Origin of the sequence: Kitasatospora sp. McL0602 (assembly GCF_052076145.1) — a bacterium.
Taxonomy (GTDB): Bacteria; Actinomycetota; Actinomycetes; order Streptomycetales; family Streptomycetaceae; genus Kitasatospora.
In genome coordinates this window covers 1,194,232-1,207,306 of record NZ_CP197246.1, presented here as the reverse complement: position 1 = coordinate 1,207,306, position 13,075 = coordinate 1,194,232, and the positions used below count along the sequence as shown (strand labels likewise).

Genomic DNA, 13,075 nt, shown 5'->3' with positions numbered 1-13,075 from the left:
CCGGTCAGCCAATGCGCCATAAAATGCGCATGAGCGCACCGGGTGTTACCGCGAAGGTCGAATCCGTACCCGGGCCGAACCCGGCGGAGCCGGAGTTCTGGCGGCTCCCGGCCGCCGACCAGGCCGCCGAGTTCGCCCGGCTCCGCGCGCTGGAGCGCCCGGCCTTCTGCACCGACCCCCGCACCGGCAAGGGCTTCCATGCGCTCGTCCGGCACGCTGACGTGGTCGAGGCCAGCCGCACCCCGGCCGTCTTCGTCAGCGAGCCCGGCGTCACCACCCCCGAACCCGCCCGCTGGGTCCGGACGCTGTTCGGCGACTCGATGGTCAACCTGGACGACCCGCGCCACGCCGACCTCCGGCGGATCGTCTCCCGCGCCTTCACCCCGCGGCTGATCGCCAAGGTCGAGGACGACATCCGGGAGATCTCCGCCCGGATCGTCGACGACCTCACCGCCCGGCGCCCCGAGGACTTCGTCACCGCCGTCGCCGCCGAACTCCCCTACCAGGTCATCTGCACCATGATGGGCATCCCCGAGCGGCAGCGCCGCGAGATCCTCCGGCAGATCGACCACGCCTCCGAGAACACCGGCGTGGCCCGCAGCCGCCTCCGGGTGCCAGGCCGCGGCCTGCGGGCGCTGGCCCGGATGCAGGGCGTGATCGCCGCCCTCGGCCGCGAGCGCCGCCGCCACCCCGCCGACGACCTGATCTCCGCCCTCGTCACCGCCGACGTGGACGGCCGCCGCCTCGGCTCCCGCGAGCTGGGTGCCTTCTTCTCCCTCCTCCTGGTCGCCGGGGTCGAGACCACCCGCAACGCCCTCGCCCACGGCCTGCACCTGCTCACCACCCACCCCGAGCAGCGGGCCCTGCTCACCGCCGACCTCGACGCCCGGCTCGGCGGGGCGGTCGAGGAGATCCTCCGGTACGCCACGCCGATCATCCAGTTCCGCCGCACCCTCGCCACCGACCACGAGCTCAACGGCGCCCCGCTCGCCAAGGGCGACAAGGTGGTGCTCTTCTTCGGCTCGGCCAACCGCGACGAGGCCGTCTTCCCCGACCCCGACACCTTCGACATCACCCGCTCGCCCAACCCCCACCTCGGCTTCGGCGGCGGCGGCCCGCACTTCTGCCTCGGCGCCCACCTCGCCCGCCAGGAGATGAAGGTGCTGCTGCGCGAACTGCTCACCCGCCTCCCCGACATCCGCTCCACCGGCGAGCCCGTGCTCGTCCCGTCCAGCTTCGACAACCGCGTCCGCTCGCTGCCCTGCGCCTTCTGAGCCACCCCGTTCCGACCCGCCGTGCGCGGCGAGCGCCAGCGGCGAACCGTACGGTTCGGCCGCGCCGGTTGTCCGTTCCGGCGCGGGCCGGGAGCGGGCGGGGCCCGTAGCTTTCCGGGAACACCACGTCCCCCCGGAGAGGCGGCCCCTCGTGTCCGAATGGCTCATCCACGACTACCGCGAGGACGATCTCGCCTCCGTCGTCCACCTCATCGACACCACGGCGGGCAGCGGGCAGGAGTCGGTCTTCTCGCTGGCCGAGTGCATCACCGCCCTGACCTCGCGTCAGCCCGCCGTGGTCGCCGTCAGCCAGGGTGCACCTATCGGCGCGGCCCTGGCCCACCTCGCCGGGGACAGGGCCTGGGTGATGCGGATAGCCATCGCCCCGGGTTGGCGGGGCCGGGGCCTGGCCAGCGCGCTGCTGCGCGAGCTGGAGCGGCGGCTGCTCGACCGGCGGGTCCGCCGGATCGCGTACGTGCTGCCCGAGGAGGAGCTGCTCGGCGAGGGCCTGCGCAACGCCGGCTACACCCGCCGCCCGGCCGTCGCCTACTTCGAGAAGGCCGAGCCGCCGACCGGGCCCGGCGCCAACCTGCTGGCGGAGCTCGGCGGGCGGCTGCTGCCCGGCGACCTCTGGGACAAGGTCGCCGGCATGGAGGCCGAGAAGAACCTGATCGAGCGTCGGATCGTCCGCCCGCTCGCCGAGCCCGAGCGGGCCGCCCGGCACGGCGTCCGGCCGCCGCGCGCCATCGCCCTCTTCGGCCCGCCCGGCACCGGCAAGACCACCTTCGCCCGCGCCGTCGCCTCCCGCCTCGGCTGGCCGTTCGTCGAACTCCTGCCCTCCCGCCTCGCGGACGAGGGCAATCTCGCGGCCGCGCTGCGCACCGCGTTCGCCCGGATCGCCGAACTCGAACGGGTGCTGGTCTTCATAGACGAGGTCGAGGAGATCGCCCCGATGCGCGGCGCCGGGGCCTCCGGCGGGATGCACGGCGTCACCAACGAACTGCTCAAGCTGATCCCGGGCTTCCGCGAGGGGGAGGAACGGCTGCTGGTCTGCGCCACCAACTCCATCCGCTCCCTCGACTCCGCCTTCCTGCGCCACGGCCGCTTCGACTACCTCGTCCCGATCGGCACCCCGGATGCGGCCGCCCGCACCGCCATCTGGTCCCGCTACGCCGCCACCCGCGCCGACGTCGACCTGCCCGCCCTGGTCGCCGCCAGCGAGTACTACACCCCCGCCGACATCGAACACGCCGCCCGGACAGCCGCCCAGGCCGCCTTCGAACGCGACCTCGCCGACGCCACCCCCCACGGCGTAGGCGCCACGACGGCCGACTACCTCGCCGCGATCTCCCACTGCCGCCCGACGGTGACCCCCGAACTGGTCGAGGCCTTCACCGCCGACATCTCCTCCCACGCCCGGGTCTGACGAAGGCTCACCGGGCACCGAGCGTGCGGTCAGGCCGGGTCGCGGAGCAGCTCGGTGGTGGCCAGGTCGAAGCCGAAAGGCGCGGGGACCGGCACCCGGTCACCGAACCGGCCGTTCCAGCGCCGGTGGTAACTGCCGCCGGCCGGGTCGGAGAAGAGCGTGATCTCGCCGTCGCGCGGGTCGATCAGCAGGTACAGCGGGATGTTCATGAGCGGGTAGTCGCGGACCTTGCCGATCAGGTCGTTCTCCGGGTTCGACGGGGAGACGATTTCCACGGCGATCGCCGCCAGCTCCGCCGGGACCTCGTTGCCGCCGCGTTCGACCACCGTGATCGGGATGTACGTCAGGTCCGGGTTGCGCAGCTTGCCGATGTTCGGCGATGCCAGATCGGTGTTCTCGCTCGGCATCAGGTCGGTCGGCCGGTGCGCGTCGAACTGCTCGCGGACGACCAGCAGGTTGCGCTGATGGACGACCGACGGGCCCGCCATCATGATGATCTCGTCGCCGGAAACTTCGATCTTCCAGCCGGATGGTGGAGTCAGCGTCTGGGCGTACTCCAGGAGCTGGGCATGACGGTCGGGGAGCCGGTACTCGGTCATGGCTCCATCCTTCCATCGCGCCGCCGACGGTGTGACGGACCCGCCTGCCCCGGGGCAGGCGGGCCCGTCGGTCCTGGCGGCTACTTCGTCATTGCTGTGGGGCGGGTGCCGACGGCGTCGCGGATCTGTTCGCCGAGGCCGCCGTCGCGGCGGGCGCAGTTGGCGCAGCAGAAGAATTTGCCGGAGACCTCGACGCCGTGGCCGACGATCCGGACCTCGCAGTACTCGCAGCGAGGTGCCAGCTTCTCCATCGCGCACTCGAAGCTGTCGAAGGTGTAGGTGTCGCCCGAGACCGTCCGGATCTCGAAGGACAGCCAGTAGTCGTTCTTGCACACCACACAGACCGCCATGGGCCGTGCCCCGCTCTCTTCAGTCGATGGCCCGGCCTCTGGCGGGCCGGGCGCTTCCGAGTCTTCGGTGGGCCCGGCGCCCCGGCAACAGGCACGCGTCCGAACGGTTAACCGCACGGCCCGCGGGCGGAGACGCGGGCGGACAATGGGAGGGGAGCCTCGGGAAGGGGCTGATCATGATCGTGCGGGTTTGGGAGGCCGAGGTGCAGCCCCGGCGGGCGGAGGAGTTCTGGGCCAGGTTGGTGGGGGAGGCGGTGCCGGGGCTGGCGGGGGTGGACGGGTTCCTCGGGGCGGAGCTGTGGCGGGGGGTGACCGAGGGTGACCATCGGGTCCTGATGGTGACGCGCTGGCGGGACGAGGCGGCCGTCCGGGCCTATGCCGGGCCGATGTGGCGGATCAGGCCGGTCTGGGCGGAGGGGGAGTTCGAGGCCCTGGAGCACCCGCCGCGCGTCTCGCACTTCACGCCGTTGGACGCGGCCGGTTGACGGAGGTGGGGATGCCCCGGTCGGCCTTGACCTGCTTCATCGTGAGGTGCGAGTTCACCTGGGCGATGCCGGGGAGCCCGGACAGCACGTCGGTGATGAAGCGCTCGTACGCCGCGATGTCGGCGACGGCGATCCGCAGCAGGTAGTCCGGGTCGCCGAAGAGGCGGTGGGCCTCGACCACCTCGGGCAGGTCGGCGACCCGGCGCTCGAACTCGGACACGGTCTGCTGGTCCTCGTGCCGCATCACGATGGTCACGAACGGCTGGAAGCCCCGGCCGAGCGCAGCCCCGTCCAGCAGCGCGCGGTAGCCCCGGATGACGCCGTCCTGTTCGAGCTGCCGTACGCGGCGCAGGCAGGGGGAGGGGGTCAGATCCACCCGGGTGGCGAGTTCTGCGTTGGTCAGGCGGCCGTCCTGCTGGAGCTCGTGGAGGATTCTGCGGTCGATGCGGTCCATGGCGCAACATTCTGCCGCAGCGGCGGCCCGGCGAGCACGAAGTGGCCATCGGCTGCTGCCCTCTTCCGGCTACTTTCGGTCACTGCACAGCAAGACCCGAGAGAACGAGGCCATGGACCCGCATTCACTGCTGCTCTTCCTGGGGGTGGACCTGCTCCTGGTCTGCACCCCGGGCCCCGACTGGTTGTACATCGCCGCGCGCGGTCTCGGCCAGGGCCGCCGGGCAGCACTCACCGCCGTCGTGGGCGTCTGCGCCGGGTACGCCGTGCACACCGCGCTCTCCGCCGCCGGGCTGGCCGCCGCGCTGCGCGCCGTACCCGCCGCCCTGCCGGCCCTGCGCTGGACGGGCGCCGCCTACCTGGCCGTGCTCGCCGTCACCATGCTGCTCAGCCTGCGCCGCAGCGGCGGCGTCCTGCCCCAGGCGCGGCCGCAGCCCACCGCGACGGTGCTGCGGCAGAGCCTGCTGACCGCGCTGCTCAACCCGAAGGGCCTGCTGCTCTACCTCTCGCTCGTCCCCCAGTTCGTCGACCCGGCGGCCGGGCTGCCCGTCAGCGGGCAGGTCGCGACCCTCGGGGCACTCAACGTGCTGAGCTGCGCCGTGGTCTACGGCGCGGTGGCGGTGGCCGTGAGCCGGGTCGGCGGCTCGCTGGCCGGCACCCCGAAGGCGGCCCGCCGGATGACCACCGTCTCGGCCGTCCTGCTCCTGCTCGTCGCAGGCGTGACGGCCGGGGCCTGACGGCCGGGGCCTGACCCGCCGCAGCGGGCCAGGCCCCGGACTCCCGGACTCCCGGGGTTACGAGCCCAGCGCCCGGTCGACCAGCGGGCCCGCCGCGCCGGTGTAGGCAGCCGGGTCGCAGAGCGCGGCCAGCTCCTCACGGCTCATGACGCCGGCCAGCTCGGTGGCGTCACGGAGCAGCTCGGCCAGTGGGCGGTGTTCGGCGGCGGAGCGGGCCGAGACCTCGGTGAGCAGCCGCCGCGCGGGGCCGCGCCCGAGCAGCGGGGCGAGGACGGCGGCGAGCCGCTCGGAGACGATCTGCCCGTCGGTGAGCTTGAGGTTGGCCGCCATCCGGTCCGGCCGCACCTCCAGCCCCTCGGTCAGTTCGACGGCCGTGGCCGCCGCGCCGCCGGCCAGCCGCAGGCACTCCCGCAGCAGCAGCCACTCGGCGTGCCAGGCGCCGCCCGAGCGCTCGTCCTCGGCCAGCAGGCACTGGGTCAACCCGGCTGCCATCACCGGGACCTGGAGTGCCGCACTGCGGATCAGCGTCGCCAGCACGGGGTTGCGCTTGTGCGGCATCGCCGAGGAGGTGCCGCGCCCGGCGGCGGTGCCGGCCGGCTCGGCGACCTCGCCGATCTCCGTCCGGGTGAGCGTCTGCACGTCGATCGCGATCTTGCCGAGCGCCCCGGCGGTGAAGCCGAGGGCGGCGCCGAGATCGGCGATCGGGGTGCGCAGGGCGTGCCACGGCAGACCGGGCCGGGCCAGGCCGGTCTCGACGGCGTACGCCTCGACCAGCTGGTCGAGGTAGGCGCCCGGGTCGGTGTGCCCGCCGTCGATCCGGCCGTACTCGAGGTACCCGGCCAGGGTGCCCGCCGCGCCGCCGAGCGAGACCGGCAGCCCGGCCTCGACGACGGCGAGGCGGTGGTCGGCGTCCAGGACGAGCTGGCGCCAGCCGGCCGCCTTCAGGCCGAAGGTGGTCGGCACCGCCTGGAGGGCGAGGGTCCGTCCGGCGACCGCTGTGTTGCGGTGCCGGGCGGCGAGCCGGGCCAGCGCGCCGGCCGTCCGGGCCAGGTCGGTCCGGACGATGCCGAGCACCCGGGAGGCGACCAGCATGGCGCCGGTGTCGAAGATGTCCTGGCTGGTCGAGCCCCGGTGGACGTACTCGGCGGAGCGTTCGTCCTCCGCCGCCACCAGCCGGGTGAAGGCCTGGACGAGGCCGACCACCGGGTTGGCCGTCTCGCGCGAGGCCAGCGCGAGCGCGCGGACGTCGAGCAGTTCGGCCCGTGCCATGCCGCTGATCACCTCGGCCGAGGCCTTCGGCACCGTCCCCAGCCGGGCCTGGGCCCGAGCCAGGGCGGCCTCCGCGTCGAGCATCGCCTGCACCCAGGCGCTGTCGCTGACGGCGGCCTCGGCATCCGTACCGGCCCGGACGGGGGACAGCAGCCCGCTGTCCCCCGCACGGTCGAGTCGGGAGGTCAAACGATCACCCCGGTGAGCTCCTCCTCCGAGTACGGCGGCCGGACGTCCGCCGGGACGTGCGCCACCGGCTGGAGGGCCAGTGCGGCGCGCGCTATCGAGTCCGAGTCGCCGAGGGTGACGGAGTCGACGCCGGGGCGGATGCCCGCCGCGGTGACCCAGTGCACCGCCTCGGTGGGGACGCCGTAGGCGAAGCGGCGCGGGTGCGCCCGGCCCTTGGCGTCGAGCATCCGGTACGGGCGCTCGGTGACGGCCAGGCCGCCGGTCTCGTAGCTGGTGCCGCCGAAGCCGTCGATCCGGAAGGTGGTGGCCTGCTCGGTCTTGAGCAGGTGCAGCAGCAGCGGGTCGGCGGTGCGGCGCAGGTCGGGCTCGGGCAGCCGGGCCTCGATCAGCACCGTCGAGCGGACGGCCGGGCCGGGCACGGCGTCGGAGGCCATCACGTACGTGCCGTCGTTGATGTCGATCCGGATGACGGTCTGCGGGCCGGTGAGCTCCAGCACCCCGGCCTCGATCAGGGCGATCATCTCCTCGATCCGGGAGACCGGCGGGCCGATCGAGAGGAAGGCGTTGAGCGGGGTGTACCAGCCCTCCAGGTCGTCCCGGTGCGAGGTGCCCTCCAGGCCGCCGTGGTCGACGGCGAGCCGGATCTCGTTGCGCAGGTCGCGCAGCACGTCCAGGGCGGCCTTCAGCGGGCCGGTGACGTTGCCCGCGTGGGCCGCCTGGACGTCCCGGGCGAGGTGGTCCAGCAGCCAGGCCCGGAAGTCCGAGCGGTCGGTGAAGACCCGGTCGCCGTACGGGCGGGAGAGCCGCTCCCAGGACCAGCGCTCGTCCGGGGCGATCTCGAACTCGTCGAGCAGCGCGTCGAGTTCCGGGTCGAGGTCGGCCGCGAGGTAGCGCTCCACGAGCTCCTCGGCCTCGGCCGTGCGGCCGTAGGAGACCAGCAGTGCGCGGTAGTAGACGCTCTCCACCTCGCGGGTGATCAGCGGCCAGAGATCCAGGCTGAACTGCACCGGGTCGTCCGAGCCCGTCCGCTTGCGCAGCACCGAGATGTACTCGGCGGTGAGCAGCTTGGGGTAGTAACGCCCGTACGCGCCCTTCTCGTTGTCGCCACGCGCGTGGTACGGCACACCTCGGCGCGAGCTCGCATACAGCTTGGGCTCGAAGCCCGACGGACGGTACGTCAGCCGGCCGCCCGCGCGGACGAAGTGGCCGCCGCGGCCGGCCGTCAGCAGGGCCATGTGGTCGAAGAAGTTCAGGCCGAGGCCCCGGATCAGCACGTTCTCGGCGGGCTTGATGTCGGCCAGGTCGAGGTCGGCCGGGTTGGCGGGGGTGACGTACGTGAGGTGGTGGATGCGCGAGAGCGCCGCCGTCCGCTCCTCGCGCGGGGTGAGCCGGGCCGGCACGTGGCCCTGGGCCAGCACGATGGCGTCCAGCTCGTTGAGCCGGGTGCCGTCCTCCAGCCGGACGCCCTGCGGGCCGCCGGTCACGCCGTGCACGTCGGACATGGCGACGGCGCGACTGCGGTGCACCAGGATCACCACGTGCTCGGGGGCGCGCTCCACGATTCGGAGGAAGCTCGCGTTGAGGTAGCTGCCGTAGAACGCCCGGCTCGGGTAGGTGTTGGGGCCCAGATCGCGCGCCTCGGCCAGCGTGACGTCGTCGGCCTCGCCCCGGCCGCCCGGCTCCAGCAGGCTCTTGGCCCACTCGTGGAGGCTCGGCCCGTGCTCGATCGGGCCGTCGATCTGCACACTGTCGTCCGTGTAGACGGTGATCTGGGAGGCGACGGTGTTCATCAGGAGGTGACGCGACTGTTGCGGCCGCCACACCGCCCCGGCGCCGGGCGCCTCGGGGTCGACCACGTGCACGGTCACCTGGGGGTGGCTGGGGGAGTGCCGCTCGTTGGCGCAGAGCCGCTCGAGGACGGAGAGTCCCCGAGGGCCCGCGCCCACGATGCAGATCTCGATCTGACGCTTGCTCATTGATGCCCTTTCGATCCCGCCGGGTCGGCGTGGTCTCGGCTCGGGAGTTGTGCTGCTGGCTGGAGCATCCCAGCGCTTTCGGGCATGTTTGAGTGCACTATCGCCTGGTTCGTCAGCTCTGCGGCCGGTTCGCCACGAGTTCGTCAGGTCCCGCGCGGTCCTCAGGCCGTGGCGAGCAGTCGGCGGCCGAGCGCCGTCGCCACCCCGACCACCCGGCGGGTCTGCGCGTCGACGGCCGCGATGCTCTCCGCGCAGGCGTCGCCCGGCTCCTCCTCCGGCGTCTGGGTCGACGTCTGGGCCGGGGCCCGGCGCAGGGTCGGGACGATGACGGCGCCCCAGTGGTAGAAGGCGTTGTCCAGCGCGGGCAGCCCGGCCTCGTACCCCGCGTGCGGCCCGGCCGCGCAGACGAACGAGGAGACGACCTTGCCCCGGCAGCAGATCTCGCCCGTGGTGTCGAGGAACCGCCGCAGCTGGGCCGCCGGCTGGCCGAAGCCGCTCGGGGTGCCGAACAGCGCGGCGTCGGCCCACTCCAGGTCGGCCAGCGAGGCGGTCGGGATGTCGGCGGTGGCCTCCGCGTGGGCGGCCCAGGCCGGATCGGCCGCGACCAGCCCGGGGGGCGCCAGCTCCGCGACCCGGCGCAGCCGCACCCGGGCGCCCGCCCGCTCGGCCGCCGTGACGGCGGCCTGGGCGAGCCGGTGGACGCTTCCGTTGGACGAGTAGTAGATGACGGCGACATTGATCACTGCGGCTGCTCCCGGGCTCGGGGCCGCCCGCTCCGGGGGACGGCGGTCATGGTCAGGATGCGAGCGGCTCGCGGCAGCGGCCATCGCGCAGCGCCGACTCAGTCAGCTCGGCGCCCCTGGAGAGCGAAACCGGGCCTGTCCTCACAGCAGTTGCTCGACGACCTCGCGGCAGCCCCCGCACCCCGTGGTGGCCCTGGTCAGGCGGGCGACCTCGGGGAGGTCGGCGGCGCCGGAGCCGGTGATCTCGGCCTTGGTGACGGCGTTGCAGTGGCAGACCACGGCGTCGTCCGGCAGGTCGGCCGGGTGCTGTGCCTCGGCGGGGGCGGCGGTCGGGAAGAGCAGCAGGCGGCGGTCGCGCGGCACCGTGCCCTGGCGGTCGTAGAGCCCGGTGACGGTGCCCAGGGTCGCGCTCTCGCCGACCATCACCGCGCCGATCACCTTGCAGTCCCGGACGACGACCTTCTGGTAGATGTGCCGCCGGGTGTCCTGGTAGACCACCACGTCGATGTCGTCCTCCGTGCCGTCGGCCGAGATGTGGCCCATGCTGGCGAGGTCGATGCCGGTGGTCTTCAGCCGCGTCACCACCCGGCTCTCCAGGTACGGCCGTTCGCCCGGCCGGCCCGCGATCGTCCGGGCCGCCACCCGGGCCTGCTCCCAGGCGGGTTGGACGAGGCCGTGCACCGTGCCCCGGTGTTCGGCGCAGTCGCCGACGGCGAACACCAGCGGGTCGGTGGTGCGCATCGAGTCGTCGACCAGGACGCCCCGCCCCACCGCCAGCCCGGCGGCCGAGGCGAGCCCGGTCTCCGGCCGCATGCCGGTGGCGAGCACGAGCAGGTCACCGGGGACGAACCCGCCGTCCTCGCACTCGACCCCCTGGAAGCGGCTGCGGCCCGCCACCGCCAGCACGGCGGTGTCCAGCCGGACCGTCACGCCGACCGCCCGGGTGGCACCGAGCAGAGCGCGGGCCGCGCCCTCGTCCAACTGACGCTCCATCAGCATCGGCCCGAACTGGAGCACTTCGGCCCGGTGCCCGCGCTGCACCAGGCCGCGCGCCGCCTCCAGGCCGAGCACCCCGCCGCCGAGCACCAGCGCCCGCGCCGGGCGGCCCCGGCTCGCGGCGGCCTCGGCGGCGAGCCGGAGGATCTCGCGGCAGTCGTCCAGCGTCCGCAGGGCGACCACACCGGTGAGCAACTCGCCGTCGTCCCGGGTGAGTTGCTTGACCGGCGGCAGGGCGGCCGAGCCGCCGGTGGCCAGCACGAGCGCGTCGTAGGGGGTGCTGCTGCCGTCGGTGGCGGTCACCCGCCGGGCCGCCCGGTCGATCCCGGTGACGCAGACTCCGGCGCGCACGGTGACGGAGGGGGCGTCGAGGGCGGCGTCCGCCAGCCGGATGCTCTCCTCGTCGGCCTTTCCGGCGATCAGGTTGCTCAGCAGCACCCGGTTGTAGGGGGCGTGCGGCTCGGCGCCGAACACCGTGATGTCCAAGCCGGGCTTCAGGGACAGGAGTTCCGAGACCACCCGGCTGCCGGCCAGGCCGTGGCCGACGACCACCACGCGCGTCATGCGATCCGCTCCAGCCGGACGGCCGAGAGCTTGAACTCCGGCATCTTGGAGACCGGGTCGAGCGCCGCGCCGACGACCGAGTTGGCCCGGCCCCGGCCGCCCCAGTGGAAGGGCATGAAGAGCGTGTCGGGGCGGATCGCCGGGGTGAGCCTGGCGATGCCCTCGGCGCTGCCACGGCGGCTGGTCACCCGCACGTGGTCGCCGTCGGCTATCCCCAACCAGTCGCCGAGATCGGGGTGGAGCTCCACGAAGGGCTCGGGTGCCGCCTCCGTGAGAGTCGGCACCCTGCGCGTCTGCGCGCCGCTCTGGTAGTGCTGCATCACGCGTCCTGTCGTCAGGTGGAGCGGGTAGTCCTCGTCCGGCTCCTCGGTCGAGGGCCGGTGCTCGACAGGGAAGAAGCGGGCCCGGCCGTCCGGGTGCGCGAAGCCGTCCAGGAACATCCGGGGCGTGCTGCCGCCCTCCGCCGGGGCGGGCCAGAAGACACCGTCCTCGGCGTCGATCCGCTCGTAGCTGATGCCCGAGTAGTCGGCCGGTGCGCCGCGCGTCGCCCGCCGCAACTCCTCGAAGACGGCCCGGGGTTCGGCGTCGAACCGGGCCTTGCTGCCGAGCCGCTCCGCCAGCTCGGCGAGCACGTCCAGATCCGTCCGCACCCCGGGCGGCGGCGGGCGCAGCCGTTTGCGGTGCTGCACCCGGCCCTCCAGGTTCGTCATGGTGCCCTCCTCCTCCGCCCACTGGGCGACCGGCAGCACGACGTCGGCGAGCGCGGCCGTCTCGCTCAGCACCAGGTCGAACACCACCAGCAGGTCGAGCGAGCGCAGCCGCTCCTCGACCCGGCGGGCGTTCGGCGCGGAGACCACCGGGTTGCTGCCCAGGACGAACAGCCCGCGCGCGCCCTCCCCGGTGCCGAGCGCGTCCAGCATCTCGTACGCGCTGCGCCCCGGGCCGGGCAGCGAATCGGCGGGGACGCCCCAGATCGCGGCCATCTCCTCGCGGGCCTGCGGGTCGTCGAGTCTGCGGTAGCCGGGCAGCTGGTCGGCCTTCTGGCCGTGTTCGCGGCCGCCCTGGCCGTTGCCCTGGCCGGTCAGGCAGCCGTAGCCGGAGCCGGGGGTGCCGGGCAGGCCGAGGGCGAGCGCCAGGTTGATGACGGCCGAGACGGTGTCGGTGCCCTTGCTGTGCTGTTCCGCGCCGCGCGCGGTGAGGATGATCGCGGAGCCGGCGTTGCCCAGCAGCTGCACGGCCCGGCGCTGCTGCGGCACCGGCACTCCGGTGATCCGCTCGACCCGCTCGGGCCAGTAGTCGGCGACCGTCCGCCGTGCCTGGTCGAAGCCCGTGGTGCGGTTGGCGATGTACGCCTCGTCCAGGTAGCCGAGCGCGATGGCGATGTGCAGCAGGCCGTTGGCCAGCGCCAGGTCGGTGCCGGGCAGGGGTTGCAGGTGCAGGGTGGCCTGTGCGGCGGTGGGGGTGCGGCGCGGGTCGACGACGATCAGCGAGCCGCCCGCCTGCCGCTGGGCGACGAGGTACTGGGCGAGCGGCGGCATCGTCTCGGCGGGGTTGGCGCCGAAGAGCATCAGCGCCCCGGCCCCGGCGAGGTCGGCGATCGGGAAGGGCAGGCCCCGGTCGAGGCCGAAGGCGCGCATCCCGCCCGCCGCGGCCGAGGCCATGCAGAACCGGCCGTTGTAGTCGATCGCGGAGGTGCCGAGCCCGACCCGGGCGAACTTGCCGAGCTGGTAGGCCTTCTCGTTGGTCAGACCGCCGCCGCCGAAGATGGCGACCGCGTCCGGCCCGTGGTCGCGCCGGAGTTCGACGCAGCGCTCGGTCACCAGGCCGAGTGCCTCCTCCCAACCGGCCTCCTGGAGCCTCCCGTGGCGCCGCACCAGCGGCGTGGTCAGCCGGGAGGGCGAGTCGAGCAGCTCGACGGGAGGTCCAGCCCTTCTGGCAGAGCCCGCCCCGGTTGGTGGGGAAGTCCCGGGGCTGCACGGTGACGGCCCCGGCCGCGTCGGTCTCCAGCCACATG

11 protein-coding genes and 1 pseudogene are annotated in these 13,075 nt (G+C 73.8%); 4 read left to right on the top strand and 8 right to left on the bottom strand.

All coding sequences use genetic code 11. The annotated features are described in order from the left end of the window. Positions 1-29 precede the first annotated feature (29 nt). Together ACR68M_RS05675 and ACR68M_RS05670 are read left to right on the top strand one after the other, a co-directional pair. The gene (locus ACR68M_RS05675; RefSeq protein WP_441249312.1) at positions 30-1,274 is read left to right on the top strand and encodes a cytochrome P450; all 1,245 of its coding nucleotides are present in this window, start codon (positions 30-32) and stop codon (positions 1,272-1,274) included. Positions 1,275-1,425: 151 nt separating this feature from the next. Further along, on the top strand, positions 1,426-2,700 hold the full coding sequence (locus ACR68M_RS05670) for an ATP-binding protein (RefSeq protein WP_441249311.1): 1,275 nt from the start codon (positions 1,426-1,428) through the stop codon (positions 2,698-2,700). Between the two features lie 29 nt (positions 2,701-2,729). Here ACR68M_RS05670 and ACR68M_RS05665 read toward each other — a convergent pair whose 3' ends face one another. Continuing rightward, positions 2,730-3,299 carry a Uma2 family endonuclease gene (locus ACR68M_RS05665; protein ID WP_441249310.1) on the bottom strand — a complete coding sequence of 190 codons (570 nt, stop codon included), beginning with the start codon at positions 3,297-3,299 and terminating at the stop codon, positions 2,730-2,732. 80 nt (positions 3,300-3,379) lie between these two features. Then, positions 3,380-3,637, bottom strand: coding sequence for a Prokaryotic metallothionein (locus tag ACR68M_RS05660; RefSeq protein WP_441249309.1), 258 nt, complete (start codon positions 3,635-3,637; stop codon positions 3,380-3,382). Between the two features lie 188 nt (positions 3,638-3,825). On the opposite strand from ACR68M_RS05660, the gene ACR68M_RS05655 reads away from it, so the two are divergent. Then, positions 3,826-4,134: an antibiotic biosynthesis monooxygenase family protein gene (locus tag ACR68M_RS05655; RefSeq protein ID WP_441249308.1), complete on the top strand. Its 309-nt coding sequence runs from the start codon at positions 3,826-3,828 to the stop codon at positions 4,132-4,134. On the opposite strand, the gene ACR68M_RS05650 is transcribed toward ACR68M_RS05655, so the two are convergent. Beyond that, on the bottom strand, positions 4,109-4,588 hold the full coding sequence (locus tag ACR68M_RS05650; RefSeq protein WP_441249307.1) for an Lrp/AsnC family transcriptional regulator: 480 nt from the start codon (positions 4,586-4,588) through the stop codon (positions 4,109-4,111). The two genes, ACR68M_RS05655 and ACR68M_RS05650, sit on opposite strands and share 26 nt — an antisense overlap. A gap of 112 nt (positions 4,589-4,700) precedes the next feature. Here ACR68M_RS05650 and ACR68M_RS05645 point away from each other — a divergent pair, with 112 nt between their 5' ends. After that, positions 4,701-5,324 (top strand): LysE family translocator, encoded by a 624-nt coding sequence (locus ACR68M_RS05645; RefSeq protein WP_441249306.1) that lies wholly within the window; start codon positions 4,701-4,703, stop codon positions 5,322-5,324. Between the two features lie 57 nt (positions 5,325-5,381). Here ACR68M_RS05645 and ACR68M_RS05640 read toward each other — a convergent pair whose 3' ends face one another. The 5 genes and pseudogenes from ACR68M_RS05640 to ACR68M_RS05620 form a co-directional block, all read right to left on the bottom strand. Continuing rightward, positions 5,382-6,782, bottom strand: coding sequence for a class-II fumarase/aspartase family protein (locus ACR68M_RS05640; protein WP_441249305.1), 1,401 nt, complete (start codon positions 6,780-6,782; stop codon positions 5,382-5,384). After that, a complete protein-coding gene (locus ACR68M_RS05635; RefSeq protein WP_441249304.1) occupies positions 6,779-8,758 on the bottom strand; it encodes an FAD/NAD(P)-binding protein in 1,980 nt (659 codons plus the stop codon). Before ACR68M_RS05635 ends, ACR68M_RS05640 begins: the two co-directional genes overlap by 4 nt. Before the next feature lie 161 nt (positions 8,759-8,919). Continuing rightward, positions 8,920-9,501, bottom strand: coding sequence for a flavodoxin family protein (locus tag ACR68M_RS05630; RefSeq protein ID WP_441249303.1), 582 nt, complete (start codon positions 9,499-9,501; stop codon positions 8,920-8,922). A 141-nt stretch (positions 9,502-9,642) separates the two neighbouring features. After that, a complete protein-coding gene (locus ACR68M_RS05625) occupies positions 9,643-11,061 on the bottom strand; it encodes an FAD-dependent oxidoreductase (RefSeq protein ID WP_441249302.1) in 1,419 nt (472 codons plus the stop codon). Continuing rightward, positions 11,058-13,074, bottom strand: a pseudogene (locus ACR68M_RS05620) (molybdopterin oxidoreductase family protein). Before ACR68M_RS05620 ends, ACR68M_RS05625 begins: the two are co-directional and overlap by 4 nt. Position 13,075 lies beyond the last annotated feature (1 nt).